Raw genomic sequence first — 23,972 nt, forward strand, 5'->3', positions numbered from 1 at the left:
CGTCACCAGGTCCGCGCCGCGGACAGCAGTCGCTCGCGGACCAGCGCGACATGCGGGTTGGCGGACGGTCCCGGCCGCTGCACCAGATAGGCGGTGTTGATCGGTGGGTCCTCCGGCCGGTGGAGCAGCCGCAGGGCACCGGCGTCCAGCTCGGCGCGGCACAGGTAGCCGGGCAGGACGGTCCAGCCCGCGCCGGCCGTCACGGCGGCCAGCACGCCCCGCAGGTCCGGGACGGTGACGGCGGCCCGGACCTGGAGGCGGCGGTCGAACACATGGCGCCAGTAGCGGCGGGCGATCGGCAGGTCCTCGGCGTAGGTCACCAGCGGCGCCCGCTCCAGGGCGTCCGGCAGCGGTTCCCCGGCGAGGCGGTCGGCCCAGGCCGGGGCGGCGACCAGGACGAACTCCTCGTCGGTGAACGGTTCGGCGTGCAGCGAGCGCCCGCGCGGGCGGCGGGTGGCGACCACCAGGTCGTGCTGCCCCGCGCGCAGCTCCGCCAGCAGCGGATCGGTCAGCCCGGTGGCCACCCGCAACCGGACGCCCTGGGCGGTGAGCGGGGCTAGGACGCCGAGCAGGACGGTGCAGAGGAACTCGGCCGGGCCCGCCAGGTGCACGGGCTCGGGCGCGCGCTCGGGTCCGGGGCCCGCCACATCGGCCAGCCGGTCGAGGGGTTCCGCCAACCGGGCGGCGAGTTCGTCCGCGTGGGCGAGCGGGACGACGCCCCGGGGCCGTCGCTCGAACAGCTCCCGGCCCAGCCGCTCCTCCAGGGACCGGATCTGCGCGGTGACGGTCGGCTGGGACAGCTGGAGCCGCCGCGCGGCCGCGGTGAACGACCCCGTCCGGTGGACCGCCAGGAAGGTGCGCAGCTGGTTCAGGTCCAGCGGCCCCGATCCATGGGAATTCCTATCGCTCATGCGCGCCAATCCTAGGCGCCCATCCGGGTTGTGGCCTTGTCGGGCCAGGTCGAGCCATCCACGGGCCGATGTCCGGTATCGGTTTTCCGATTGGTGCGGACCGTCGGGCGCGCCTACCGTCGAGGTCATCGGCCGCGCTGACGTTCTGGGTGCACGTCGTCAGGAGGTGCACGGCGGACGTCGCCGCGGACACGAGCCGACCACCCGACCACCGGACAACCCGACCACCCGACCACCCGACCACCCGACCATCCGACAATCCGGCTATCTGGAGACCACTCCATGTCGAAGAAGATCCTGTTCGTGATGACCGGCGCCGACCACTGGACGCTCGCCGACGGCACCCAGCACCCGACCGGTTTCTGGGCCGAGGAGGCCGCCGCGCCGTACGAGGCGTTCAAGGCCGCCGGCTACACCGTGACCGTGGCCACCCCGGGCGGCGTGGTGCCGACCGTCGACGCCGCCAGCCTCGCCCCCGAGTTCAACGGCGGGGAGGATGGCGCGCGGAAGGTCGCGGAGGCGCTCGCCGCCGCCGGGGAGCTCAAGAGCCCGATGAAGCTGGCGGACGCCCGGCTGGACGACTACGACGCGGTCTTCTACCCCGGAGGCCACGGTCCGATGGAGGACCTGGCGGTGGACGCCGACTCCGGTCGCCTGCTGGTGCGCGCACTGCAGTCCGGCAAGCCGCTCGGCGTGGTCTGCCACGGTCCGGCCGCCCTGCTGGCCGCCGTCGGGGAGGACGGCGGCAACGCCTTCAAGGGCTACCGGGTCGCGGCGTTCACCAATGACGAGGAGACCCAGTCCGGGTTCGCCGCGAAGGCCAAGTGGCTGCTGGAGACACGCCTCGTCGAGGCCGGTGTCGATGTGCAGGCCGGCGAGTCCTGGGCGCCGAACGTGGTCGTCGACCGCAACCTGGTGACCGGCCAGAACCCGGCCTCGGCCGCTCCGCTCGCCGCCGAGCTGCTGAAGAAGCTGGCCGCCTGACGTGCCCGGCGCCGACCGCACGGAGGAGGTCCTGGACGCCGCCTACAGCTGTCTGGCCAGGTACGGGGTGCGGCGGACGACGATGGACGACATCGCCGCCGAGATGGGCGTGTCGCGGTCGGCGCTCTACCAGTACGTCGGCGGCAAGGACGCCGCCTTCCGGCTCCTGGCCGAGCGCCTGCACGCCCACGCGCTCGGCCGGGCCCGGGCGGCCGCGGCCGGCGAGGCGCCGGCGGCCGACCGCGTCCGCGGCGTGCTGGAGGCCAAGCTCGGCCTGGCGCTGCGGCTGCGCGGCGACTCCCCGCACACCGCCGAACTCCTCGACGCCGAGGCCCGGCTGTTCGGCGAGGTGTGCACCGCGTTCACCGCCGAGCTGCGCGGGCTGCTCGTCGGTGTCCTGCGCGGTTCCGGTGTGGCCGAGGCCGAGGACGCCGCCGACATCGGTCTCGCCCTGGTCGCCGGCCTGGAAGGCGCGGGGGAGCCGGAACGGCTCCTCGCCCGCGCCGCCGAGGCCCTCTGCGCGGGCCTCGGCGGCTGTCGGTGACTTCCCGTACTTCCGGTACTCCCGGTACTTCCGGTCACGGGGTCGGCGACAGCGAGAACGCGCACTCGGGGACGCCGGGGAGCCAGGCCGGTCCCTGGACGTAGAGGTTGCTGATCCAGCCGTGGTAGTCCGGCAGGTAGGACCGGGCGTCGTTGGTGTGGCCCTCGGCGGTCACGCTCGCGCCGTGCGCCTGGCACTGGATCCGGATCGTGGCGGGCCCGGGCAGCACGGCTACCGGGGTGTCGGAGGTGGACGGGGCCGGGCGGATGTTCACCCCCGAACTCCAGGTCTGGTGCACGGTGGTGGGAGGCCGGCCGTCGTCGGTGGGGGCGAAGCGCACGGCGCCGGCGTGTCGCCGGGGGCGCAGCGCGCCGGTGTCGGTGCCGAGCCGCCGGCCCGGCAGCGTGAAGATCTCGGCGGCGTCCTTCTGCCCGACGGCGTCGTACCGACGGCCTGCGACCACGCCCGCCGGACGAAGTCCGAGCAGTCGAAGCCGATCGGGTACGGGTCGTTCTTGGACCGCTCGGGGTCGCTCGGGTCCACCGAGCCGTAGGTGGCGCCGGGGGTGGGGCCGTGGCCGCCACCCCAGGTGTACCAGGTGCTGGTGGCGACCTGGCCGCAGGCGGCGGTGATGGCGCGACCGGAGGCCTCCGAGATCGGGGTGCCCTGGGCCGCGCACACGGCGGAGACCGGGGCGGGGGTCGAGGTGGCGGCCGGGGACGCCGGGGCCGGGGTCGGCAGCGCGGTGCCGGTCAGGAACCCGGCCGGCAGGGCGAGCAGCACGGCGGCCAGGGCGGTGGTGTTGCGGTGCATCCCCCGACCGACGGAGCGCGTGCCGGCGGCGGGGGCGCGTACGGGCGGGGCGACCCCCGGCGCGCGGCTCGGCGCGCGGCTCGGCGTCCACCGAGTTGCACGGAGTGCAACGTCGCAGGTCCGCCGGGCGGGCTGGGCGCGGTCCCCCGAGAATTGGCCCGGGGTACTGTGCGGAAGCGAACCGGCCATTCACCGCAAGGAATCCGCCACCGCCACGAACCGCACGCGCAATGGTCACGAGCGGTTTTCGGAGTGGTGGCTTCCGGTTCGATCACCATCCCTAGCGTGCCGCCCATGACACAGAGTCACCGCCCCCACCGGGCACGTCGCACCGGTCTGCTGGCCGCCGCCGTCGCCTCCGCACTGAGCCTCACCACCGTCGCCCTGACCTCTCCGAGCGCCGCCTCCGCCGAGCCCGCCGCCCCCACGGACGCCGCTTCCGTCGCGGCGGCCGCCGCCCCGGACGCCGGTGAGGTCGTCGTCGACGAGCACTTCGCCGGCTCAACCCTCCCCGCCGGCTGGAACGCCGTCGAGGGCGACTGGAAGGTGGAGAACGGCCGGCTGGTCGGCACCTCCGCCAACTCCGGCCAGCAGAGCCGGATCACCTTCGGCCGCCACCTCAACGACTTCCGCATCGAGGCCACCGCCCGCTTCGAGAGCGTCCAGGACGCCGCCCGCTGGACCGCCCTCGGCCTGGACGTCCCCGCGAGCGGCGCCACCCCGTGGTCCATCGCGACCATGCGCTCCGGCACCACCGCCTCCAACGGCCTGGAGTTCGCCCAGCGCACCCCCGCCAACAGCTGGAACGTCACCAACACGGGCTCCGCGCCGACCGCCGCCGGCACCGGCCGCGACGTGCGCGTCACCGTCGAGGTGCACGGCACCACCGCCCGCTGGATATTCGACGGCAAGGAGGTGATGCGCACCACCCAGGTCGCCCGCACCGCCGACGGCGGCCAGGCCCTGATCGTCAACGGCGCGAAGGTCTCCTTCGACGACCTCAAGGTGACCGCGCTCGCCCCGGGCGGCTGGCTGCGCCCCGCCGGCTCGCCGCTCACCGTGTTCGCCCACCGCGGCGCCTCCTCCGCCGCCCCGGAGAACACCCTGGACTCCGACGAGGTCGCCCGGCGCGGCGGCGCCGAGTGGATCGAGAACGACGTCCAGCCCAGCAAGGACGGCGTCCCCTACGTGCTGCACGACGACACCGTCGACCGCACCACCAACGGCAAGGGCCGCATCCGCGACCTGACGGCCGCCCAGCTGGACGCGCTGGACGCCGGCTCCTGGTTCGGCCCGACCTACGCGGGCGCCCGGGTGCCGAGCCTGGCCGCCCAGCTGGAGGACCTGCGCACCCGCGGCGGCAACCTCCTGCTGGAGATCAAGGGCAAGCACAGCCGTGACGAGGTCGCCCGGATCGTCAAGGAGATCCGCGACCACGGCATGACCGGCCGGGTCTTCGTGCAGAGCTTCGAGGTCGACGCCCTGCGCTACACCCGCGAGCTGGCCCCCGAGCTGCCCCTCGGCCTGCTGCGCGGCGACCTCGACGCCGACCCGGTGGCCATCTCCAAGGAGCTCGGCCTCTCCGCCTACAACCCGTCCGACGGTGCCCTCGCGCCCCGCCTCGGCGTGGTGAAGGACCTGCACGCGGCCGGCGTCGCGGTCAACGTCTGGACCGTGGACTCGGCCACCCGCTGGAAGGCCCTGGACGCCGCCGGCGTCGACGGCATCATCACCAACCGCCCCGCCGAGCTGGCCGGTTGGAACTCCGCCTGGCTGCAGGGCGGCGCCGGCACCACCCCGCCGGCCGCGCCCACCGTGGCGATCACCTCGCCGGCCGCCGGTGCCACCCTGGACCGCGCCCAGCAGCCGGTGACCGCCGTCCAGGCGAACGGCGCCGACACCGTCCGGCTCACCCTGGACGGCAAGGACCTGCCGGCCGGTTCGGCCCTCGACACCACCTCGCTCGCGCTCGGCAGGCACACCCTGCGCGCCGAGGCCACCGGCCCCGGCGGCCGCGCCGAGACCACCACCGAGTTCACCGTCGCGGCCACCCCGACCGGCCTGGCCTCGCTGGTGCTCACCTCGGGCGCCGACCGCAACGCCGTCGCCACCCTGACCGTGATGCTCGGCCAGGGCCAGTACCAGCCGCTCGCCCACTGGGCCGAGAACCAGGCCGGCCGCAGCATCCCCGCGGACCGCGCCCGCCTGATCGCCGGCGACGCCCGCACCCTCGACGCCGCCCCGCGGAGCTGACCCCCGCACCCGGCGCTCCTCCCAGGGGACCTCGTACCGCCCACCGCGGTACGAGGTCCCCCGCCATTCCGGGGCCGTTCCCGCAAACGCCCCGGAAGCGTCAACCTCTCCGCCCTCCCATCCCCCGATCGACGAATACACCCCCGACCCCGGGGCCCGGGCGGAGGCACACTGCCAGACTCCCGCCATGACGAACACCTCCCCGGACCCTGCATCGGCCCCTGTCTCCCGGTTCGCCCCGGGCACCACCGCCGTCCTGCGGGACATCGCGCGCGGGAGGATCTGGTCGGCCACACCGCTGTACGTCCTCGCCGACACCGGCGCCACCCTCACCCTCGCCGCCCGCCCCGGCATCGAGAAGCTGGCCCCGACCACCTGGATCACCTCGCTGCGCACCGGCGACCCGACGGCCCGCCGACGGGGCATCGAGAACCTCGTCGCCGGCCGCTGGGAGCTGGCCCCCTGGACCTGGCGCGACACCGTGGTGCTCAGCGACTTCACCTCGGACGAGTACTTCAGCGTGCATCGCTTTCTCGACCCCGACGGGCGACCGCTGCGCTGGTACGTCAACTTCGAGCGCCCGTACCGCCGGACGGCGATCGGCATCGACACCTTCGACCTCTTCGTCGACCTGGTCGTCGACCCCGACCTGTCCGCCCACCGCTGGAAGGACGAGGACGAATACGATCAGGCACGACGCCTCGGGCTGGTCGACGACACCCTCCACCGACTCGTCGAGCGCGCCCGCGAACGGGCGCTCGCGCTGCTGGAGGACCGCGCGGGCCCCTTCGCGTCCGGGATCGACGCCTGGGCGGCGCCGCCCGTCTTCCCGCTGCCCGTCCTGCCCCCGGACGTGCTCACGGTGCCGGTGGGGGTGGCCGGTAGGTGAGGGCCCCGGGGGAGGCGCGGGCCGGAGGAGGCGACTCCTCGCCGGCCGCCGCCCGGGACCAGCGGGCGGCGAGCAGGGCGCCCGCCACCAGCTGGAGCTGGTGGTACAGCATCAGCGGCAGCACCAGCAGTCCGGCCTGCGCTCCGAAGAGGACGGTGGCCATCGGCAGACCGGCGGCCAGGCTCTTCTGCGAGCCGCAGAGCACCGCCGCGATCCCCGAGGCCCGGTCGAGGCCCAGCAGGCGTGCGCCGAGCCGGACGGTGAGCAGGGTGGACGCGAGCAGGGCCGGCAGGGCGATCCCCAGCCCGAGCAGTGCGGCCGGCGTGACGGTGGACCAGACGCCCTGCGCCACCGCGCCGCTGAAAGCGGTGTAGACGACCAGCAGGATCGAGCCCCGGTCGACCGGGGCGAGCACCCGGCGGTGCCGGCCCAGGAAGCCGCCGATCCACGGCCGCAGCAGCTGCCCGAGCACGAACGGCGCGAGCAGCTGGGCGAAGATCCGCAACAGCCCGTCGGCCGACAACACCGCGCGGGCCCCCAGCAGCCAGGCCGCGAGCAGCGGCGTCAGCACCAGCCCCACCAGGCTGGAGTAGGTGCCGGCGCAGATCGCGGCCGGGACGTTCCCCCGCGCGGCGCCGGTGAGCGCCACCGAGGACTGCACCGTGGACGGCACCAGGCAGAGGAACAGGACGCCCGTCCGCAACTGCTCGGGGAGCGGGCCGGACGCGAGCACCGCCACGGCCGACCCGAGTACCGGGAACAGGACGAAGGTGGAGGCCAGCACCAGCCCGTGCAACCGCAGATGGCGCAGCCCGGCGAGCGTCTCACGGGTGGAGAGCCGGGCGCCGTACAGGAAGAACAGCAGCCCCACCGCCAGGTCGCAGGCCACCTCCGCCCCGCGCGCCGCCCGCCCGGTGGCGGGCAGCAGCGCCGCCAGCGCCACCGCCCCGGCCAGCGCCGCCACATACGGGTCGAGCGCGCGCCACCACGGCCGCCGCTCGCCGCCGCCCGGCGGACGGCCCCGCGCCTGCGCCGCGGGCGGTGCCCGGTGCTGTGGGGTCGTGGTCATTCCTCGCCTCCCTCCTCCGCTTCCAGGTGCGCGGTGGCCGTGCCCAGCAGGCCGCCGGTCGCCAGGACGGTGGCGCCGTCGTGATCGCTGCCGGCCGAGCCGCGCCCGATCTGCAGGTCGGCCGTGCGGTCGATCTCGACGATCGAGTCCGCCCGGGAGTTGTCGATCACCGTGATGAGGCTGCGCTCGGCGGCGGCCGCCTCCGGTGCGACGGCGCAGCCGAGCACGGCCCAGGCCCCGGCCAGTCCGGCCGCCGCGGTCCGGCGGGGGGATCGCGCCGTCCGGACCGTCACACGCTCACCTCCTCGCGGGCCTGCGGTCGCGGGATGTTGCGTTCCAGCAGCTCGGTGGACTCGCGCACGCCGATCTGCTGCCGCTCCCCGGCGGAGGCCGGCAGCCGTCCGTCCGCCACCTTGAGCCCGGCGAGCGCCTCGTCCATCGCCTGGTGGGCGGCGAACAGGCAGGGCGTGCTGTAGATGGCGACGTCGACCCCGAGCGCGCCCAGCTCGGAGAGCGAGAGCCGGGGCGACTTGCCGCCGGCGATCTGGTTGAACAGCAGCGGCTTGTCGCCCACCACCCGGCGGATCCGGCGGATCCACTCCTCGCTGCGGACCCCGTCGACCAGCACCACGTCCGCGTCGGTGGCGGCGAGGGCCTCGGCCCGGCGCAGGATGTCGGCCTCCTCGGTGGCGTCCGTACGGGCCACCACCACGAGGTCGGTGCGCGCGGCGAGCACCTGGTCCAGCTTCTCCAGGTACTCGTCCAGGGGCAGGATCTGCTTGCCGTCGGCGTGGCCGCAGCGGCGCGGCCGCTTCTGGTCCTCGAGGATGACGCCCGAGGCGCCGATCCGCTCCAGCCGCCGCACCACGTGGCACGCCACCTCGGGATCGACGTAGCCGTCGTCGATGTCGACCAGCAGGTGGTGCCCGGGGAAGGCGCCGCGCAGCCGCTCGACGAAGGCGACCATGTCCGGCCAGGCGATGAAGCCGATGTCGGGCAGGCCGTAGTAGGAGGCCGCGAAGCCGAAGCCGGAGACGAACATGCCGTCGTAGTGCGCGGCCGCGATGGAGGCGGAGTACATGTCGTAGACACCGATGAGCGGGGTCGCCCCCGGGGCGGCGATCCGCTCGCGCAGCCGCTGCCCGTAGTGGTCGTGCAGGTTCCCGTGACGCAACGCCATCTCCTCGTCTGCCAGGGGCCCGTGCGGGACGTGCACGGTCCTTTGCCATAAATTGGCCATTCCAAGGGCCAACTGAGACGCCATCACTATGCGCTCTTTAATGTTCCGTGGGCAAATCTTTAAAGGAACTTCCCTCCTTGGAGTTAACGCGGTCATATCCATCAGATAAGTCCGATGAATTCACGGGAATGCCGCCCATGGTGGTGTCAGAGCGCGAGCCGGCCGCCGCACACGTACCAGTGGCCGCCCGCCCGCAGGTGGTCGACCAGGGCGCGCTGGACGGCGGTGTCCCGGGGCAGCGACTCCAGCGGCCGTTCGACGTCGCCGAAGACGTACCGCAGCGGATTGGGGTCCTCGGGCACCGGCGGCTGGTCCGGCCGCACCAGCGGGGCGAACCGCCGCTGGAAGCGGATGATGTTCGAGCCCTCCGGCAGGTAGGCGGCGAGTTGCGGGTCGAGCAGCCAGGAGAAGACGTGGGCGCTCCGGTACGGCTCGCCGGGGAAGTGCCGGGGGAAGAACGCCCTGGCCCGGTCCAGTGCCCGCTCGCACGCCTCGGGGGAGAGCGGCCCGCAGTGGTCGGGGATGTGCACCTGGAGGCTCCACTCGCCGCCGACCGCCGCCGCCGCGGCGTCCGCCCCGGCCGGCCGCCGGCGCTGGAACTGCAGCCGGCCCAACTGGAACAGCTCGCCCCGGAAGTGCAGCGTCAGCCAGCGCGGATTGCCCAGCCCGGCGTGGCCGCGCCACCGGCTCACCACGAGCTGCCGGCCGAGGTCGGCCAGTGTCGACCGGGTCACCTCCGGCGGGACGCCCAGCGCGCGGTGGTGGGCCCGGGTGCACGGGGCCAGCGCGACGAAGAGCAGCGTCGCCAGCCCCGCGCCGTCCGCGACGCCGGCCGGCCAGTCGCGGTCGAGCCCGGACGGCTCCCCGAGCGTCCCGACGGCCCGCGCCTGGGTGTGCAGCGCCTCCTCGAAGAGCGCCCGCAGCCCCGCGTCCCGGGCCAGCCCGGCGCGGGCCGCCAGGAGGCCGTTCACCTCCTCGAACGGCACCGCGAGCGCCAGCAGCGCCTCGGCCAGCTCCTCGTCGGCCGGCAGGTACGGGTCCTCGGGCAGGTACGGGCCGTCGGGCGGGTACGGGCCGTCGGCCGGAAGGTGCGGGTCGTCGGGCAGATGCGGCGGTCGCGGTTCCACGGCGCTCTCCACGGTGCGGGATCGGCGCGCCCGCCGGGTCGACGGGCGGACCGGCCGACCCTACCGGCGGCCCGCCCGAGCGTCGGGGAGCGTCCGCACAGCGGGATCAGCGCAGCAGCGTGAACACCAGTGCGCACACGCCGCCGAGCGCCGTCCCGGCCACCACCTGGGCCGGCGTGTGCGCCCGGAGCACCAGTCGCGACCAGCCCGCCGCCACGGGCAGCGCCGCCGCCGCGACCACCAGCGCCGCCGACGCCGGACCGAAGACCAGCAGCAGGACCATCGCCGTTCCCCCGGCCACCGCGTTGTGCAGCGAGATCTGCCACCACACCGTCACGGCCAGCGCCGAGACCAGCCCGACCAGCATCGCCACCACCACCGCGCCCAGCTCCGCCGGGGCGTGCAGCAGGGACAGCAGTGCCATGCCGACGACCACCGAGAACAGGCTGACCCCCATCGGGACCACCCGCTGGCGGCGCACCCGGATGTGCTTGTCGGTCAGCGCGCCGCGCCGCACACCGAGCGCGACGACGCCGAGCGGCACCACCCCGCAGAACGCCGCCGCCAGCAGTCCCCAGCCGACCCCGGTCCAGCCGTCCGCGGCGTGCGCGCCGACGACCAGCAGCAGGGCGATCACCAGCGGGACGGGCGCCAGTACCTCGGTGACGACCCGCGCCGCCCGCTCGCGCGGCGAGGCGGCGGCGAACGCCGGGGGCTCGGGCGGGAGGAAGGCGCTCACCGCGGGACGCGGGCGGGACGGCGCCCGGGGGCGGCGGTCGGTCGGTGCACGACCGACAGACTACCGGCCCCGGCCGTCCGCCCCGATCGGCCGTCGCCGCCGCGGGAAGCGCCGGCTCAGCGCGGTCCGGCGGTCCCGCCCGGACGCGCCCCGCGCCGGTCCCGGAGCGCCCGCAGGCCGCGCCGCACCGTGCGGGTGGCCGCCGGCGGCAGCAGGTCCAGCAGCAGCCGGCGCGGGCCCGAGCGCGCCGCCGCCGGCCCTGCGGCGGCGTTGTTCAGCCGCAGCACCCGCCGCTCCGCGATGGTGTCCTCGTCGACGGTGAACCCCTCGGCCCGCCAGTCCCGGGCCAGCAGGGTCTCGCGGACCGGCTCCGGATCGCCCCAGGTCCCGTAGAACTTCATCGGCGTCAGCAGCACCGGCCGCAGCCCGGCGGTGAACACCGCCTGCCAGACCGCGGCTGACACGCCCGGCGTGTGCTCCGAGCGGTAGTCGTCCAGCGCCACCAGCCCGTTCTCGGCCAGGGCCCTGCGCGCCACCTCGATGTCCCCGGTCACGTGCTCGTAGAGGTGGGAGGCGTCGACATGGACGAAGCGGCAGCTGCCGTCCGGGATGCGGCCGTCCGCCAGCACCGAGGTCGGCGCCTGCACGATCGTCGGCAGCTCCGGGTGGAACGCCAGGTAGTTGGCCTCGAACCCGCGCCTGGTCAGCGAGGACCGGTAGGACATCGCCATCTCGGCGTCGTTGTCGGCGTCGTCCGCCTCGGAGTCGAACAGGTCACAGACCGTCAGCCGCTCGCCCGGCCGCAGGTGGTCGCCGAGCAGGACGGCGCTGCGCCCCAGGTAGCTGCCGAGTTCGAGGATGTCGCCGGTGAGCCCGGCCGCGCTCTGGGCGGTGAGCAGGTGCCGGAAGGCCTCCTGGTCGAGCCGGAAGAACCAGCCGGGAATGGACTCCGGGTGCGCGGCCGGACGGGGCATGCCCGGGGCGGTGGACGGAGCGGTGGACGGAGCGGCGGGCGGGTCGGCGGCGGGCCGGCCGGAGGCGGCGGTCTCGGCACTGGACACGGCGGTCTCCCTCGGGACGGGACGGAGCGGGCGCGGGGCGGGCCCGTGCCCTGGTCACGCGCGGCGGTGCCGTGGTACCGGACGGATCGGCCGTGGTGCGGGGCGCTCATCATAGTCACGCCGCACCCCGCCGGGACCGCTTGGGAACGGAGCGTCCACCGCTGTTCAGGCGTTCGGCTCCGCGCGCTCCAGTTCGGCGATCGTCTCCGCCAGCCACGCCCGCTCGGCCGCCCCGGAGGCGCGGGCGACCAGCAGCATGCCGCGCCGGAACGGGTTGGGCTCCCGCTCGGCGGTGACCGGCCGGCCGCCGGCGTCGTAGAAGAAGCTGCTCGGCGCCTCCAGGAAGGCGAGCCGCCGCCGCAGCACGGCGGCCTGCCGGGCCGGGTCGTCCAGCCGGTCCAGGAAGGCCGCGACGGTGAAGAAGCGGATCTGGTCGGAGATCTCGACCTGCTCCGGATCGGCCAGCCGGCGTTCCAGTTCGCCCCGGCCCTCGGCGGTCAGCTCCAGCACCTGCCGGGGGACGGCGCCGTTGCCCCGCTCGCTGCGCCTGCGCAGCAGCCCGGCCTTCTCCAGGCGGGTGATGGCGGGGTAGAGCGCGCCGTCGCTGACCGGCCGGGCATGGCCGGTCAGTCCGGTGATCCGGGCCTTCAGCTGATAGCCGTGCAGCGGTTCGTCGTACAGGAATCCGAGGATCGCGAGCGTCAGCACGGTCGAGGCCTTTCCGTCGTCGTGGCGTTCCGTCCGAACCGGCGTGCGCGCCGCGATGGCCGCGCGCCCTCGTGCGGTGTCATGCTACCTCTTGTCGATGTGCATCGATTCGATGTATCTCTATTCGAGGCGTAGCGCCGGAAGGGCGCGCCGACGGACCGCGGGAACCGCGGGGACATGGGGGAGGACGCATGCGGGGGCACCTGCCGCGGCTCGTCGCACTGGCGGGACCGGTCTACGGCGAACTGCTGTCCGGGGTGGTGGCCTCGGTCATCGGCACCTATTGGGTGGCCGGGCTCGGCGGGCCCGCCGTCGCCGCCGTCACCCTGGCCGGCACCGTGGAGAACCTGCTGCTCGGCCTGGTCCTGGTGGTCGCCTCGGGGACGACGGTGCGACTCGCGCGGGCCCACGGCGCCGGCGACCCGGCCGCGGCCGGGCGGGTCGCCGGCGCCGCCTGGCGGCTCTGCGCCGTGGGCAGCCTGCTGCTCGCCGTCCCCGGCTTCCTGCTGCGCGAACGGCTCGCCGGAGCCTTCCTGGACGGCGAGGCCGCCGCCCTCGCCGCCGACTGGTTCACGGTGGCCTTCCCGGCCTTCGCGCTGTTCTTCGGCCAGCGCGTCGCCGACGAGCTGTTCAAGGGCGTCGGCGACACCCGGACGCCGATGCGGACGGCGCTGCTCTCCAACGCCCTGCTGCTCGTCCTGGACCCGCTGCTGATCCTCGGGCCCGGCCCGTTCCCCGCGCTCGGCGTGACCGGCGCCGCGCTCGCGCTGACCGCCTCCCGGGCCGTCGCCCTCGCGGTCACCCTGCTGCTCCGGCGCCGCCACCGGCTGCCCGCACCGGCCGGCGGACTGCCGGCCGAGGCCCGCGCGATCACCGCCGCCGGCGCGCCGTTCGGCCTGGACTTCACCGCGCGGATGGGCGTCGGAACGGCGCAGCTCGCGCTGGTCTCCTCCTTCGGCGTGGCCGCCGTGGCCGGGTACGGGGTCGGCTACCGGGTCCTGCTGATCGTCACCATGGCCTTCTACGCCCTCCGGCAGGCCGCCGCCATCGAAGCCGCCCGCCTGACCGGGGCCGGCTCCGCCCCGGCCGTGCGCTCGCTCGGCCGTGACACCGCCAGGCTGGCCGGCTCCCTCGGCGCCGGCGCCGCCGTCCTCTGCGCGGCGGCCGCGGTCCCGGTCGCGGGGCTGTTCACCGACGACCCGGCGGTGGCCGGGCAGGCGGTCGGCTTCCTGCGGATGGCCGGCCTCTACCTGCTGCCCTACGCGCTGGTGGTCGCCCTCGGCGGCGTCCACCAGGCGGCCGGTGCCGGCCGCCCGCTGGTGCTCGCCGTGCTGCTCGGTCTCACCGCCCAGCTCGCCTGCGGCGCCGTCCTGTCCGGACCGCTCGGCGTTCACGGCCTCTGGGCCGGTATGACGATCGGAGCGCTCGTGCAACTCGCCCTGCTCCGCCACCTGCTGCGCCGCCCCCGACCGGCCGCCGGGGCGGACGGGACCACCGGCGACGGCCCTGATCCGGCGTCAGAAAACCGCTTGAGCGAACGAAAGGCACCTGCTTAAGCTGCACACGATCGATCTCCCGAAGCCGAAGGTGGACCCATGGAGCCGAGCCGTCGTCACACCGCCCTGATCGGTGCCGCCACCGCGGCGCTCGCCGCCGCCGCGGTGGCGGGCGGCGTGAGCGCGGTCCAGGAGCCCGCCGGCGCTCCCGGCATCGTCGTGGAGGCGCACCTGGGCATACTCGCCGGGCCCGCCGACGGGCCGGACGGGCTCGCGGTCCAGGACCACATGGCCCTCTGACGGGCCACCGGACAGCGCGCATGACCGAACCGACGGTGCTGCCCGAACGTCCCGGCGACCCCTCGGGCGGTGCCGCCGCACCCGGCGACCCCACCGCCCTGCTGGTCGCCGGAACGGCCGAGCGGCTGATCCGCCTCTGGGACGGCCGGCCCGAGCTGCACCTGCCCGGGTGGGGCCGGCCGTTCCGCCAACTCGGTGACCTGCTGCCCGAGCGGGACGTCGAGTTCGCCGCGCACAACCCGCAGATGGTGCCGCTGCTCTGGTACCCGGCGCTGCGCCACGGCGACCGCGCGCGCCCGGTGATCGACGTGTTCGACCACCTCCCCGCCGGGTTCGGCCCGCCGCTGCCCCGGCGGCAGGAGCTCTCCCGGATCTACAGCTGGGCGCTGGCCTCGCGCACCGCCGTGGACTGGATCGCCGACTGCCTCGACGGCCGCGGCCTGCTGGAGGCCGGTGCGGGCAGCGGCTACTGGGCCCGGCTGCTGCGCGCCCGGGGCGTCGACGTCCTGGCCACGGACGCCGAGGCCCGCGCCGGGCGCAACGGATTCACCGACCGCTTCCAGTACGCCGAGGTCCGCCCGGGACGGGCCGCCGAGGACGCCGCCGCCCACCCCGACCGGGTGCTCGCCCTGCTCTGGCCCCCGCACCGCGATCCGATGGCCGCCGACGCCCTGCGCGCCTACCGCGGCCCCGGCCTCCTCTACCTCGGTGACCGCTCCGGTGGCATGTGCGCCGACCGGGCCTTCTTCGCCGAACTCGCCGCCCACTGGTACCCCGCGTCCCACTGTCCGCTCACCCTCCGCTGGCTCGGCAACCGCGACACCGCCACCTTCTTCGCCCGCCGTTGATCCGCGTCCCGGCCGCACGGGGCTCCTGGTGCGACGCGGTCATGCGATTGGCCGGTTACCCGGACGGATCGTAGGGGAACTGTTTGGCGCAGTTCCCACCCCACCGAGGAGGTTTCTGATGAGACGACTGCTCTGCGCGGCCGCTGCCGCCGCCACCGTCCTGTGCCTGACCGGCGTCGCCGCCGCCGACACCGGCACCACCTGGCCCGCCGTCGGCGCTGACGCGACATGGCCCGCCGAGGGAACGGACGCCGGCTGGTCCGCCCTGGGCACGGATACGACGTGGCCCGCCGAGGGCGCGGACGCCGACTGGTCCGCCGCCGGTACCGGGGCGACGTGGCCCGCCGACGGTATGGACCCCAACTGGGCCGCCTTCGGCACGGACGCGCAGTGGTCGCCCGTCGGCGCGGGCGCCGGCGCGCCGGTGAGCCTCCCCGCCGCGCAGTAGCGGGGGACCGGACACCGCCGTCCGCTCGGCCCGGCCGCGAAAGCGCGTCCGGGCCGAGCCCTCTGGGCGGCGATCACGCCGTACGCGCGCCCGGGAGGCGGACGGCGAGCAGCGCGCCGGCGGCGGCGGTGGCGGCCAGGACGGCGAGCGCGGGCGCGAGGGCGTCGGCCAGGGGGCGGCCGGCGGTCAGGGTGGTGGCCACGGCCACGCCGAGGGCGGGCCCGATGTTCATCGCCGTCTGCTGCAGCCCGCCCGCCACGCCCGAGGCACGGACCGGGACGGCGCGGACGAGTGCGGCCGTCGCCGTCGCCATCACCGCTCCGAAGCCGGCGCCCAGCAGCAGGAAGGCCACCCCGGTCACCGGCGGAGGGGTGCCCGGCCGGAGGGTGGCGACCGCGAGGGCGCCCAGCGTGATCGCGCACATCCCCGCGACGACCGTGCGACGCGGCCCGTGACGGCGGGCCAGGGCCGCCGAGGCGGGCGCGGCGGCCACCATCGCCACCGCCAGCGGCAGTGCTTGCAGGGCACTGGCGAGCGGATCCAGGGCGAGCACGTCCTGCAGGAAGTAGGTGGCGAGGAAGAGCGTGCCGGAGAGCGCCGCCGATGCGGCGAACAGCACGCCCAGCGCGGGGGCCACCGCCGGGGCCCGGAGAACGGCCGGCGGCAGCAGCGGAGACCGGGTGCGCCGCTGATGGCGGACGAAGACCGCGCCGAGCGCGGCCGAGGCCGCGAGCCCGAGCCCGCCGGCCGGTGTCGGGCCCCGGTCCGGCAGACCGGCCAGGGCGGACACCAGGCAGGCCAGCGCAGCGCCGAGCAGTGCCGCGCCCGCCAGGTCCAGCCCGCCGGCGCGGTCGGTGACGGCGGCCACGGGCGGTCGGACCATCAGCGCGGCCACCCCGGCGACCGCGGCCGGTGCGACGGTCAGGAAGAAGACCGACCGCCAGCCCCACTGCGTGGTCAGGGCGCCGCCGACCACCGGTCCGGCGGCGGCCGACAGCCCGATCGCGCTGGTGCGCAGCGCGATCGCCCGGCCGAGCAGGTCGGCCGGGTGGACGGCGCGCAGCAGTCCGAGGGTGGCGGGCTGGAGCAGCGCGCCGGCGGCGCCCTGGAGCACCCGCAGGCCGATCACCCAGCCGATGCCGGGGGCGATGCCGATGCCGGCCGAGGCGGCGCCGAAGCCGAGCACCCCGATCGCGAAGACCCGGCGGTGGCCGTAGCGGTCACCGAGCCGGCCGGCGAGGACGAGCAGGGCGGCCACGGTGACCAGGTAGGCGGTACTGGTCCACTGCACGGCGGACAGGGAGGCGTGCAGGTCGCGTTGGAGGCTCGGCTGGGCGACGGTGAGGACCGTCCCGTCGAGGGCGACGATCGCGGCGCCGAGGATGCTTCCGGTGAGGGTCAGCCGCCGCGTTCCCCTCGTGCTCACCGTTCCCGAGGCGTTCACCGTTCCCGCCGTGCTCACCGTTCCCGGGGCGTTCACCGGGCCGCCGGGCCGAGGTGGGCGTCGAGGGTGGCGCGCAGCACGGGGTCGAGGGCGTCGCTTCCGGTGGCGAGGCCGAGGCTGCCCCAGGCCCGGAGCTGGGCGAGGCCGTGCAGATTGGCCCAGAGCGCCGCCGCGACCGTCGCCGGGGAAGCGCAGTCCTCGCCGGTGGGCGGATGGATCACGGCGACCAGGCGGGTGAGGACCTCGAACAGGGGCATCGAGGTGCGGCGCAGCCCGGCGCCGCTGCCCGCCAGCACGTCATGACGGAACATCAGCTCGAACATGCCCGGCTGTTCGGCCGCGAAGGCCAGGTAGCCGTGGGCGAGCCGTTCGAGCCGGGCACGGGCCTCGGCGGCATCGTGGCCGGCGGTCGCGGCGTGGCCGGCGCCGTCCTGGAGCCCCAGTGCGGTGGCCAGCTCACCGAAGCCGTGCCGGGCGATGGCCGCGAGCAGCTCGGCGTGGGTGGCGAAGTGGCGGCGCGGGGCGCCGTGCGAGACGCCGGCCTGGCGGGCGATCTCGCGCAGGGTGAGCGCGTGCAGGCCCTCCAGGGCGAGCAGTTCCACGCCGGCCGCGACCAGGCGGGCGCGCAGGCCGGTGGCGTTGTCCTGTTCGGTCATGGAGGAGTGTCTATCAAGATCGAGTAGACACTGTCTACTCGCGCCGGGGCCGGGCGGGGGGCACAATCGCGGCATGGACGAGGGCGGCGAACCGGCCTGCTGGCTGGACCGGGTGTGCGACGAGTGCGGGCGGCTGCGAAACGAGCGGTCCGGCCCCGGGCCCTGCGAGCACTGCGGCAGCGGCGGGCCGGCGGCCGGGGCCGCGGAACCGGGGCGCGAGGGCGCCGGGAACGGAAAGAGCCCCTGGGCGGACCACCAGCGGTGACCCGCCCCGGGGCAGGGTGTCGAACCGGCGCGCGGGTGCGCCGTCCAGGATCGGGTCAGCGCGACAGACCGTCGAGCGGCTGACCGGACTGCTCGTCCAGCGGATCCTCCACCGGCTCCACGCCGTCCGCCGCCGTGCCCTGCGCGGGGATCCGCGCCTCGGGCGTCCAGGAGCGGCGGCGCCGGGCCAGCACGCCGCCCAGGCGTTCCACCGCGGGCTGGGTGTAGCGGGCCGCGAGCGGGCCGGTGACCACCAGGATCAGCACGTACGCGGTGGCCAGCGGGCCGAGGCCGGGCTCGATCCCGGCGGTGACGGCGAGGCCGGCGATGACGATGGAGAACTCGCCGCGCGACACCAGGGCCCCGCCGGCCCGCCACCGCCCGCGGGCGGCGATCCCGGCGCGGCGGGCCGCCCAGTAGCCGGTCGCGATCTTGGTGAACGCGGTGACCACGGCCAGGAGCAGGGCCGGGAGAAGCACCGGCGGGATGCTGGTCGGATCGGTGCTGAGGCCGAAGAAGACGAAGAACACCGCCGCGAAGAGGTCCCGCAGCGGGCTCAGCAGGGTGTGCGCGCCCTCGGCGGCCTCGCCGGAGAGCGCGATGCCCACCAGGAACGCGCCGACCGCCGCCGACACCTGGAGCTGCTGCGCGATGCCCGCCACCAGCAGGGTCAGCCCGAGCACCACCAGCAGCAGCTTCTCGGGGTCGTCGTGGGAGACGAACCGCGAGATCAGCCGGCCGTAGCGGAGCGCGACGAACAGCACCGCGCCCGCGGTGGCGAGGGCGATGGCCAGCGTGACCGAACCCGCGACCAGGCCGGCCCCGGCCAGCAGTGCCGTCAGGATCGGCAGGTAGACCGCCATCGCGAGGTCCTCCAGCACCAGGATGCTGAGGATCACCGGGGTTTCCCGGTTGCCGAGACGGCCCAGGTCCCCGAGCACCTTGGCGATGACGCCCGAGGAGGAGATCCAGGTGACGCCGGCGAGCACCACGGCGGCCACCGGGCCCCAGCCGAGCAGCAGCGCGGCGACGGCGCCGGGTATCGCGTTGAGCAGGAAGTCGACCGCGCCGGCCGGGTACTGGGCCTTGAGGTTGGTGACGAGGTCGGCGGCGGTGTACTCCAGACCCAGCATCAGCAGCAGCAGGACGACGCCGATCTCGGCGCCGGTCGCCACGAACTCCTCGCTGGCGCTCAGTGGCAGCAGCCCGCCGGTGCCGAAGGCGAGTCCGCCGAGGAGGTAGAGCGGGATCGGCGAGAAGCCGTAGCGGCCGGCGATCCGGCCGAGCAGACCGAGGACGAGGATGACCGAGCCGAGCTCGATGAAGACAGTCGCGGTGTGCACCCCCCGATCACCCCCGCTCCAGGATCGTCGCCGCCGCGTCCACACCCTCGCGGGTGCCGATCACGATCAGCGTGTCGCCGCCCGCCAGCCGGAAGTCCGGCGTGGGGGAGGGGACGGCGCCGGTGCGCCGCAGCACGGCGACGATCGAGGCGCCGGTCTCGGTGCGCATCCGGGTCTCGCCCAGCAGCCGCCCGTTCCAGTAGGAGGCGCCGTCGACCGGGAGCCGCTCGGCGACCAGGCCGAGGTCGGTGGTGTGCAGCATGGCCGGGTTGTGGTGAGCCGGGGTCAGGGCGTCGACCAGGGCGGCGGACTCCTCGGCGGTCAGCCGGAAGGCCTGGGAGCAGGCGTCGGGGTCGTCCGAGCGGTAGACGTTGAGACTGCGTGAGCCGTCCCGGTGGGCGATCACGGACAGGTGCCGCTGTTCTCGGGTGGTGAGGTCGTACTGGACGCCGACACCAGGAAGCGGAGTGGTCCGGACACGGGCGATCGACACGGCGGCTGTCCTCTCGTCAAGGGGGCTCCTAGGAGGCTGCGCGCGGCGCGGGCGCGTCGGAGCAGGGGACGCCGGCGCCTGACCGCGTGTGACACGCGAACGCGCAACCGGACTAATAGTAATGAGTATGTAAAGTCTGAAAACAGAGCCCCGGTCCGTGTGCGTGCTGGGAAGCGCGCACACGAACCGGGGCGGCGGGCCGGAGACTGAGAGACGGCCCGGGTGAGCGGACGGGGCTACCGCGGGTCCACGGCAGGGGCTACTGCGGCGGCTGGTCGTCGCGCAGCTGGTCCTTGAGCTTTTCCTGGCCGGTGTCGACGTGGCCGCTGTACTTGCCCTGGGTACGTTCGTCGACCATGTCGCCGGCCTTGTCGACGCCCTTCTCGGCCTGGTTCTCATGGCCCTTGAGCATGCTCTTGAGCTTCTCCAACATGGACATGTGGTCACACTCCCGGATGAGACGGCCCCACCTCTCCCAGCATCGCCGCACACCGGGGTGTCCGCATCCGGTCAGCTTGTGCGCCGGGCTTGGCAAGACATCGCGGAACATGTCAAATCGGGAGTCCCACGGACCGTCGGAAGGAACAAGCCTTGAACGCTCGGACCGGTCGCCCGGCCGCCGACCCCCGCGCCCGTACCGCCCCCACCCGCCGGACGGCGGGCGCCGCACTGGCCGTGGCGGCGCTGGTGACCCCGCTGCTGCTGGTCGGCACCGGCAGCGCCGCCGCCGATCCGGATCCGGGCCGGAAGGGGGCGAAGCTGGCCACCCGTTTGGCCCAGGAGAGCAGCGCGGACGGCGCCCACGACACCCTGGAGGCGCTGCAGCGGATCGCCCGCCGCAACGGCGGCAACCGGGTGGCCGGCTCGGCCGGCCACGACCAGTCCGCCCGCTACGTCTACGAGCAGGCCCGCCGGGCCGGGCTCAAGGTGTCCAAGCAGGAGTTCGAGTACACGTTCTTCCAGGAGCTCTCCGAGCGGTTCTCGGTGGTCTCCCCGCAGGCCGAGGACATCGCGATCAAGGCGATGACCTACTCGGTCGGCGGCCCGGAGAACGGCCTGACCGCCGCGCTCGCGGTCGTCCCGGTCGACGCCACCACCGGCTGCGAGGCCGCCGACTACGCCGGCGGCGCGGTCACCGGCCGGATCGCGCTGATCCGGCGCGGCGGCTGCAGCTTCGCGGTCAAGCAGGCCGCGGCGGCGGACGCGGGCGCCCTCGGCGCGGTGGTCTACAACAACGTCGAGGGGGACCTCAACGGCACCCTCGGCGAGCCCGATCTCGGGCGGATCCCGGTCGGCGGCATCTCCCAGGCCGCCGGACAGGCGCTCGCCGCCAAGGCGGCGGCCGGCCCGGTCACCGTCGCCCTGGACATCCGCACCCACATGGAGAAGCGCACCACCTGGAACGTCATCGCCGAGACCCGCGGCGGCGACCCGGACAACACCGTCGTGATCGGCTCGCACCTCGACTCGGTGCTGGCCGGGCCCGGCATCAACGACAACGGCTCCGGCTCGGCCGGGATCCTGGAGGTCGCCAAGAACCTCGGCAACCGCCCGGTGAAGAACAAGGTCCGGTTCGCCTGGTGGTCCGCCGAGGAGTTCGGGCTGCGCGGCTCCGCGGCGTACGTGAAGTCGCTCTCCGAGGCCGACAGGAAGAAGATCAAGCTCTACCTGAACTTCGACATGATCGCCTCGCCCAACTCCGCGCAGTTCGTCTACGACGGCGACGACTCCGACCACGTCGGTTCCGGCCCCGGTCCGGACGGCTCCGCGCAGCTGGAGCGGCACATCACCGACTACCTCGACCGCCGCGGCCTGCCGCACGAGGGCACCGACTTCACCGGCCGCTCCGACTACGGCCCGTTCATCGACGCCGGCATCCCGGCCGGCGGCACCGACACCGGCGCCGAGGTGATCAAGACCGCCGCCCAGGCCGCCAGGTACGGCGGGACCGCCGGCCAGGCCTTCGACCCCTGCTACCACAAGGCCTGCGACGACCTCCGCAACCTGGACATGAAGGCCTTCGACGTCAACATCGACGTCATCGCGGACTCGGTGGGCACCTACGCCTGGGACCTCTCCTCGCTGAGCGCCCCCGTCCCGCCGCAGCGCACCGAGGGCGGCGGCCTCCAGGAGGGCCACGCGCACGAGGTCGAGGCCTGACGCGCTCCGGCCCGGCACCCCTGCCCCGCACGGCGGACGGGGCGTGCCGGGCCGGGGACCCGGTCGGGCGGCAGACGGCGGGGGTCCGATGGGTGCGCCGGGCGGTGGCCTGACACCATGGCACCGAGATCACGACACCGTGACACCCTCGGAGGAGTCAGCACCATGAGCAGCACGCACTACGACGTCGTCGTCCTCGGCGCCGGCCCCGGCGGGTACACCGCGGCCGTCCGCTCCGCCCAGCTCGGCCTGAAGGTCGCCGTCGTCGAGTCGAAGTACTGGGGCGGGGTCTGCCTGAACGTCGGCTGCATCCCCTCCAAGGCCCTGCTGCGCAACGCCGAGCTCGCGCACATCGTCACCAAGGAGGCCAAGACCTTCGGCATCAAGGTCGAGGGCCAGGTCACCTTCGACTACAGCGAGGCGTTCAAGCGCAGCCGCACGGTCGCCGACGGCCGGGTCAAGGGCGTCCACTACCTGATGAAGAAGAACGGCATCACCGAGTACGACGGCCGGGGCACCTTCGTCGACGACCACACCCTGCAGGTCGCGCTCAACGGCGGTGGCTTCGAGGTCGTCACCTTCGACCACTGCATCATCGCCGCCGGTGCCACCACCCGGCTGCTGCCCGGCACCAGCCTGAGCGACCGGGTGGTCACCTACGAGGAGCAGATCCTCACCGAGGAGCTGCCGGGCAGCGTCATCATCGCCGGCGCCGGCGCGATCGGCGTCGAGTTCGCCTACGTGCTGCACAACTACGGCGTGCAGGTCACCATCGTCGAGTTCCTCGACCGGATGGTGCCGCTGGAGGACGCCGAGGTCTCCGCCGAGCTGGCCAAGCAGTACCGCAAGCTCGGCATCCAGGTGCTCACCTCGACCCGGGTCGACTCGATCGACGACAAGGACCCGGCCGCCAAGGTCAAGGTCACCGTCACCGCCAAGGACGGCCAGCAGCAGGTGCTGGAGGCCGACAAGGTGCTCCAGGCGATCGGCTTCGCCCCCCGGGTGCACGGCTACGGCCTGGAGACCACCGGGGTGAAGCTGACCGAGCGCGGCGCGATCGCGGTCGACGGCCGCGGCCGGACCAACGTCCCGCACATCTTCGCCATCGGCGACGTCACCGCCAAGCTGATGCTGGCGCACGCCGCCGAGGCGATGGCCGTGATCGCCGCCGAGACCATCGGCGACGCGGAGACCGTGGAGGTGGACTTCGCGATGATCCCGCGCGCCACCTACTGCCAGCCGCAGATCGCGAGCTTCGGTTACACCGAGGCGCAGGCCCGCGACCTGGGGTACGACGTCAAGGTCGCCAAGTTCCCGTTCACGGCCAACGGCAAGGCGCACGGCCTCGGCCACCCGACCGGCTTCGTCAAGGTCATCTGCGACAACACCCACGGCGAGCTGCTCGGCGCCCACCTGATCGGCCCCGAGGTCACCGAGCTGCTGCCGGAGCTGACGCTGGCCCAGCAGTGGGACCTCACCGTGCACGAGGTCGCCCGCAATGTGCACGCCCACCCGACCCTGGGCGAGGCGGTCAAGGAGGCCGTCCACGGACTGGCCGGCCACATGATCAACATGTGATCGCACCTTTCCGGTGCCGGGCCCGCCCGGCGGGGGACCACCCCGCCGGGCGGGCCCTTCCCGTCGCTCAGGGCTTGAGGGGCGCGGCGGGCGCGGGGGAGGGCGGCCGCTCGAAGAAGGACTCCAGCACGACGGTCGCCCGCGTCCCGCTGACGCCCTCGATCGCGTAGAGGCGCCGCAGCACGTCCTGCAGCTGCTCGGTGGTCGCGGTGCGCACCTTGACCAGCACCGACGCGGCGCCCGCGATGATGTGCGCCTCCTCGATCTCCGGGATCGCGGCGAACGCCTGCGCCGAGTCGCCCATCCACGCGGACGACTCGACCATCACGAACGCCAGGACGCCGAGCCCGAGACCTCGCGGGTCCACCTCCACCGTGGTGCGGCGGACGATCCCGCGCTCGCGCAACTTGCGCACCCGCTCGTGGGCGGCCGCGGTGGAGAGTCCGACGGCGCGCCCGAGCGCCGCGTACGCCTGCCCCGCGTCCTGCTGAAGCAGTGCCAGCAGCGCCCGGTCGGTGTCGTCCAGATTCTCGATCGCCATGGTGGAACCCTACTCCGTTCTGCCATACTCGCGATCATCGGAACGAGGTTCGGCGACATGTGA

27 protein-coding genes are annotated in these 23,972 nt (G+C 74.6%); 11 read left to right on the forward strand and 16 right to left on the reverse strand.

The annotated features are described in order from the left end of the window. Positions 1 to 2 precede the first annotated feature (2 nt). The gene (locus ABTX81_RS00735) at positions 3 to 911 is read right to left on the reverse strand and encodes a LysR family transcriptional regulator (protein ID WP_350540730.1); all 909 of its coding nucleotides are present in this window, start codon (positions 909 to 911) and stop codon (positions 3 to 5) included. Positions 912 to 1,193: 282 nt separating this feature from the next. On the opposite strand from ABTX81_RS00735, the gene ABTX81_RS00740 reads away from it, so the two are divergent. Together ABTX81_RS00740 and ABTX81_RS00745 are read left to right on the forward strand one after the other, a co-directional pair. Continuing rightward, on the forward strand, positions 1,194 to 1,895 hold the full coding sequence (locus ABTX81_RS00740) for a type 1 glutamine amidotransferase domain-containing protein (protein ID WP_350540731.1): 702 nt from the start codon (positions 1,194 to 1,196) through the stop codon (positions 1,893 to 1,895). A 1-nt stretch (position 1,896) separates the two neighbouring features. Then, entirely contained in the window at positions 1,897 to 2,439 is a 543-nt protein-coding gene (locus ABTX81_RS00745; RefSeq protein ID WP_350540732.1) for a TetR/AcrR family transcriptional regulator, read from the forward strand. A gap of 34 nt (positions 2,440 to 2,473) precedes the next feature. Here ABTX81_RS00745 and ABTX81_RS00750 read toward each other — a convergent pair whose 3' ends face one another. Both ABTX81_RS00750 and ABTX81_RS00755 read right to left on the reverse strand, forming a co-directional pair. Beyond that, positions 2,474 to 2,713 carry a hypothetical protein gene (locus ABTX81_RS00750; RefSeq protein ID WP_350540733.1) on the reverse strand — a complete coding sequence of 80 codons (240 nt, stop codon included), beginning with the start codon at positions 2,711 to 2,713 and terminating at the stop codon, positions 2,474 to 2,476. Further along, a complete protein-coding gene (locus tag ABTX81_RS00755) occupies positions 2,710 to 3,252 on the reverse strand; it encodes a hypothetical protein (RefSeq protein WP_350540734.1) in 543 nt (180 codons plus the stop codon). Before ABTX81_RS00755 ends, ABTX81_RS00750 begins: the two co-directional genes overlap by 4 nt. A 294-nt stretch (positions 3,253 to 3,546) precedes the next feature. Here ABTX81_RS00755 and ABTX81_RS00760 point away from each other — a divergent pair, with 294 nt between their 5' ends. Then, the gene (locus ABTX81_RS00760) at positions 3,547 to 5,505 is read left to right on the forward strand and encodes a glycerophosphodiester phosphodiesterase family protein (protein ID WP_350540735.1); all 1,959 of its coding nucleotides are present in this window, start codon (positions 3,547 to 3,549) and stop codon (positions 5,503 to 5,505) included. 187 nt (positions 5,506 to 5,692) lie between these two features. Beyond that, positions 5,693 to 6,394 (forward strand): ribonuclease FAU-1 family protein, encoded by a 702-nt coding sequence (locus ABTX81_RS00765; RefSeq protein ID WP_350540736.1) that lies wholly within the window; start codon positions 5,693 to 5,695, stop codon positions 6,392 to 6,394. Here ABTX81_RS00765 and ABTX81_RS00770 read toward each other — a convergent pair. The 7 genes from ABTX81_RS00770 to ABTX81_RS00800 all read right to left on the reverse strand — a co-directional run bounded on the left by ABTX81_RS00770 (position 6,363) and on the right by ABTX81_RS00800 (position 12,338). Further along, on the reverse strand, positions 6,363 to 7,463 hold the full coding sequence (locus tag ABTX81_RS00770) for a bile acid:sodium symporter family protein (protein WP_350540737.1): 1,101 nt from the start codon (positions 7,461 to 7,463) through the stop codon (positions 6,363 to 6,365). The two genes, ABTX81_RS00765 and ABTX81_RS00770, sit on opposite strands and share 32 nt — an antisense overlap. Next, positions 7,460 to 7,756, reverse strand: coding sequence for a hypothetical protein (locus ABTX81_RS00775; RefSeq protein WP_350540738.1), 297 nt, complete (start codon positions 7,754 to 7,756; stop codon positions 7,460 to 7,462). The genes ABTX81_RS00770 and ABTX81_RS00775 overlap by 4 nt, the downstream gene beginning before the upstream one ends. Next, a complete protein-coding gene (locus ABTX81_RS00780; protein ID WP_350540739.1) occupies positions 7,753 to 8,643 on the reverse strand; it encodes an isocitrate lyase/PEP mutase family protein in 891 nt (296 codons plus the stop codon). Before ABTX81_RS00780 ends, ABTX81_RS00775 begins: the two co-directional genes overlap by 4 nt. Positions 8,644 to 8,849: 206 nt before the next feature. Next, positions 8,850 to 9,830, reverse strand: coding sequence for an acyltransferase domain-containing protein (locus ABTX81_RS00785; RefSeq protein ID WP_350540740.1), 981 nt, complete (start codon positions 9,828 to 9,830; stop codon positions 8,850 to 8,852). 106 nt (positions 9,831 to 9,936) lie between these two features. Beyond that, positions 9,937 to 10,569, reverse strand: coding sequence for a phosphatase PAP2 family protein (locus tag ABTX81_RS00790; protein ID WP_350540741.1), 633 nt, complete (start codon positions 10,567 to 10,569; stop codon positions 9,937 to 9,939). Between the two features lie 116 nt (positions 10,570 to 10,685). Next, complete coding sequence (locus tag ABTX81_RS00795) at positions 10,686 to 11,543, reverse strand: class I SAM-dependent methyltransferase (RefSeq protein WP_502892687.1); 858 nt, start codon at positions 11,541 to 11,543, stop codon at positions 10,686 to 10,688. Positions 11,544 to 11,795: 252 nt separating this feature from the next. Continuing rightward, positions 11,796 to 12,338, reverse strand: coding sequence for a PadR family transcriptional regulator (locus ABTX81_RS00800; protein ID WP_350540743.1), 543 nt, complete (start codon positions 12,336 to 12,338; stop codon positions 11,796 to 11,798). A 191-nt stretch (positions 12,339 to 12,529) separates the two neighbouring features. On the opposite strand from ABTX81_RS00800, the gene ABTX81_RS00805 reads away from it, so the two are divergent. The 4 genes from ABTX81_RS00805 to ABTX81_RS00820 all read left to right on the forward strand — a co-directional run bounded on the left by ABTX81_RS00805 (position 12,530) and on the right by ABTX81_RS00820 (position 15,430). Continuing rightward, positions 12,530 to 13,894, forward strand: a complete 1,365-nt coding sequence (locus ABTX81_RS00805) for an MATE family efflux transporter (RefSeq protein WP_350540744.1) — start codon at positions 12,530 to 12,532, stop codon at positions 13,892 to 13,894. A 39-nt stretch (positions 13,895 to 13,933) separates the two neighbouring features. Further along, the gene (locus ABTX81_RS00810; protein ID WP_350540745.1) at positions 13,934 to 14,134 is read left to right on the forward strand and encodes a hypothetical protein; all 201 of its coding nucleotides are present in this window, start codon (positions 13,934 to 13,936) and stop codon (positions 14,132 to 14,134) included. Between the two features lie 20 nt (positions 14,135 to 14,154). Further along, on the forward strand, positions 14,155 to 14,982 hold the full coding sequence (locus tag ABTX81_RS00815; RefSeq protein ID WP_350540746.1) for a hypothetical protein: 828 nt from the start codon (positions 14,155 to 14,157) through the stop codon (positions 14,980 to 14,982). A 118-nt stretch (positions 14,983 to 15,100) separates the two neighbouring features. Beyond that, entirely contained in the window at positions 15,101 to 15,430 is a 330-nt protein-coding gene (locus ABTX81_RS00820) for a hypothetical protein (protein WP_350540747.1), read from the forward strand. 73 nt (positions 15,431 to 15,503) lie between these two features. Here the strand turns inward: ABTX81_RS00820 and ABTX81_RS00825 are convergent, their stop codons facing one another. Beyond that, the gene (locus ABTX81_RS00825) at positions 15,504 to 16,856 is read right to left on the reverse strand and encodes an MFS transporter (protein WP_350540748.1); all 1,353 of its coding nucleotides are present in this window, start codon (positions 16,854 to 16,856) and stop codon (positions 15,504 to 15,506) included. A 50-nt stretch (positions 16,857 to 16,906) separates the two neighbouring features. After that, the gene (locus ABTX81_RS00830) at positions 16,907 to 17,530 is read right to left on the reverse strand and encodes a TetR/AcrR family transcriptional regulator (protein ID WP_350540749.1); all 624 of its coding nucleotides are present in this window, start codon (positions 17,528 to 17,530) and stop codon (positions 16,907 to 16,909) included. Positions 17,531 to 17,603: 73 nt separating this feature from the next. Here ABTX81_RS00830 and ABTX81_RS00835 point away from each other — a divergent pair, with 73 nt between their 5' ends. Next, positions 17,604 to 17,795, forward strand: coding sequence for a hypothetical protein (locus ABTX81_RS00835; protein WP_350540750.1), 192 nt, complete (start codon positions 17,604 to 17,606; stop codon positions 17,793 to 17,795). 55 nt (positions 17,796 to 17,850) lie between these two features. On the opposite strand, the gene ABTX81_RS00840 is transcribed toward ABTX81_RS00835, so the two are convergent. The 3 genes from ABTX81_RS00840 to ABTX81_RS00850 all read right to left on the reverse strand — a co-directional run bounded on the left by ABTX81_RS00840 (position 17,851) and on the right by ABTX81_RS00850 (position 20,069). After that, a complete protein-coding gene (locus ABTX81_RS00840) occupies positions 17,851 to 19,137 on the reverse strand; it encodes a cation:proton antiporter (protein WP_350540751.1) in 1,287 nt (428 codons plus the stop codon). Between the two features lie 7 nt (positions 19,138 to 19,144). Next, positions 19,145 to 19,630 carry a cation:proton antiporter regulatory subunit gene (locus tag ABTX81_RS00845; protein ID WP_350540752.1) on the reverse strand — a complete coding sequence of 162 codons (486 nt, stop codon included), beginning with the start codon at positions 19,628 to 19,630 and terminating at the stop codon, positions 19,145 to 19,147. Between the two features lie 259 nt (positions 19,631 to 19,889). Then, on the reverse strand, positions 19,890 to 20,069 hold the full coding sequence (locus ABTX81_RS00850; protein WP_350540753.1) for an antitoxin: 180 nt from the start codon (positions 20,067 to 20,069) through the stop codon (positions 19,890 to 19,892). Positions 20,070 to 20,299: 230 nt separating this feature from the next. Between ABTX81_RS00850 and ABTX81_RS00855 the strand changes: the two genes are divergently transcribed. Continuing rightward, entirely contained in the window at positions 20,300 to 21,790 is a 1,491-nt protein-coding gene (locus tag ABTX81_RS00855; protein ID WP_502892688.1) for a M28 family metallopeptidase, read from the forward strand. A 165-nt stretch (positions 21,791 to 21,955) separates the two neighbouring features. Then, positions 21,956 to 23,368: a dihydrolipoyl dehydrogenase gene (lpdA, locus tag ABTX81_RS00860; protein ID WP_350540754.1), complete on the forward strand. Its 1,413-nt coding sequence runs from the start codon at positions 21,956 to 21,958 to the stop codon at positions 23,366 to 23,368. Positions 23,369 to 23,435: 67 nt separating this feature from the next. Here the strand turns inward: lpdA and ABTX81_RS00865 are convergent, their stop codons facing one another. Next, positions 23,436 to 23,894 carry an Lrp/AsnC family transcriptional regulator gene (locus ABTX81_RS00865; RefSeq protein ID WP_350540983.1) on the reverse strand — a complete coding sequence of 153 codons (459 nt, stop codon included), beginning with the start codon at positions 23,892 to 23,894 and terminating at the stop codon, positions 23,436 to 23,438. Positions 23,895 to 23,972: the final 78 nt, after the last annotated feature.

It is taken from the genome of Kitasatospora sp. NPDC097605, from assembly GCF_040302725.1.
Lineage (GTDB): Bacteria > Actinomycetota > Actinomycetes > Streptomycetales > Streptomycetaceae > Kitasatospora.

Bases quoted from the DNA above. Each gene is read 5' to 3' on its own strand.
- ABTX81_RS00820 (WP_350540747.1), top strand. From the start codon at position 15,101: ATGAGACGACTGCTCTGCGCGGCCGCTGCCGCCGCCACCGTCCTGTGC.
- ABTX81_RS00850 (WP_350540753.1), bottom strand. From the start codon at position 20,069: ATGTCCATGTTGGAGAAGCTCAAGAGCATGCTCAAGGGCCATGAGAAC.
- ABTX81_RS00770 (WP_350540737.1), bottom strand. From the start codon at position 7,463: ATGACCACGACCCCACAGCACCGGGCACCGCCCGCGGCGCAGGCGCGG.
- ABTX81_RS00795 (WP_502892687.1), bottom strand. From the start codon at position 11,543: ATGCCCCGTCCGGCCGCGCACCCGGAGTCCATTCCCGGCTGGTTCTTC.
- ABTX81_RS00835 (WP_350540750.1), top strand. From the start codon at position 17,604: ATGGACGAGGGCGGCGAACCGGCCTGCTGGCTGGACCGGGTGTGCGAC.
- ABTX81_RS00810 (WP_350540745.1), top strand. From the start codon at position 13,934: ATGGAGCCGAGCCGTCGTCACACCGCCCTGATCGGTGCCGCCACCGCG.
- ABTX81_RS00780 (WP_350540739.1), bottom strand. From the start codon at position 8,643: ATGGCGTTGCGTCACGGGAACCTGCACGACCACTACGGGCAGCGGCTG.
- ABTX81_RS00735 (WP_350540730.1), bottom strand. From the start codon at position 911: ATGAGCGATAGGAATTCCCATGGATCGGGGCCGCTGGACCTGAACCAG.
- lpdA (WP_350540754.1), top strand. From the start codon at position 21,956: ATGAGCAGCACGCACTACGACGTCGTCGTCCTCGGCGCCGGCCCCGGC.
- ABTX81_RS00815 (WP_350540746.1), top strand. From the start codon at position 14,155: ATGACCGAACCGACGGTGCTGCCCGAACGTCCCGGCGACCCCTCGGGC.
- ABTX81_RS00760 (WP_350540735.1), top strand. From the start codon at position 3,547: ATGACACAGAGTCACCGCCCCCACCGGGCACGTCGCACCGGTCTGCTG.
- ABTX81_RS00765 (WP_350540736.1), top strand. From the start codon at position 5,693: ATGACGAACACCTCCCCGGACCCTGCATCGGCCCCTGTCTCCCGGTTC.
- ABTX81_RS00755 (WP_350540734.1), bottom strand. From the start codon at position 3,252: ATGCACCGCAACACCACCGCCCTGGCCGCCGTGCTGCTCGCCCTGCCG.
- ABTX81_RS00740 (WP_350540731.1), top strand. From the start codon at position 1,194: ATGTCGAAGAAGATCCTGTTCGTGATGACCGGCGCCGACCACTGGACG.
- ABTX81_RS00830 (WP_350540749.1), bottom strand. From the start codon at position 17,530: ATGACCGAACAGGACAACGCCACCGGCCTGCGCGCCCGCCTGGTCGCG.
- ABTX81_RS00805 (WP_350540744.1), top strand. From the start codon at position 12,530: ATGCGGGGGCACCTGCCGCGGCTCGTCGCACTGGCGGGACCGGTCTAC.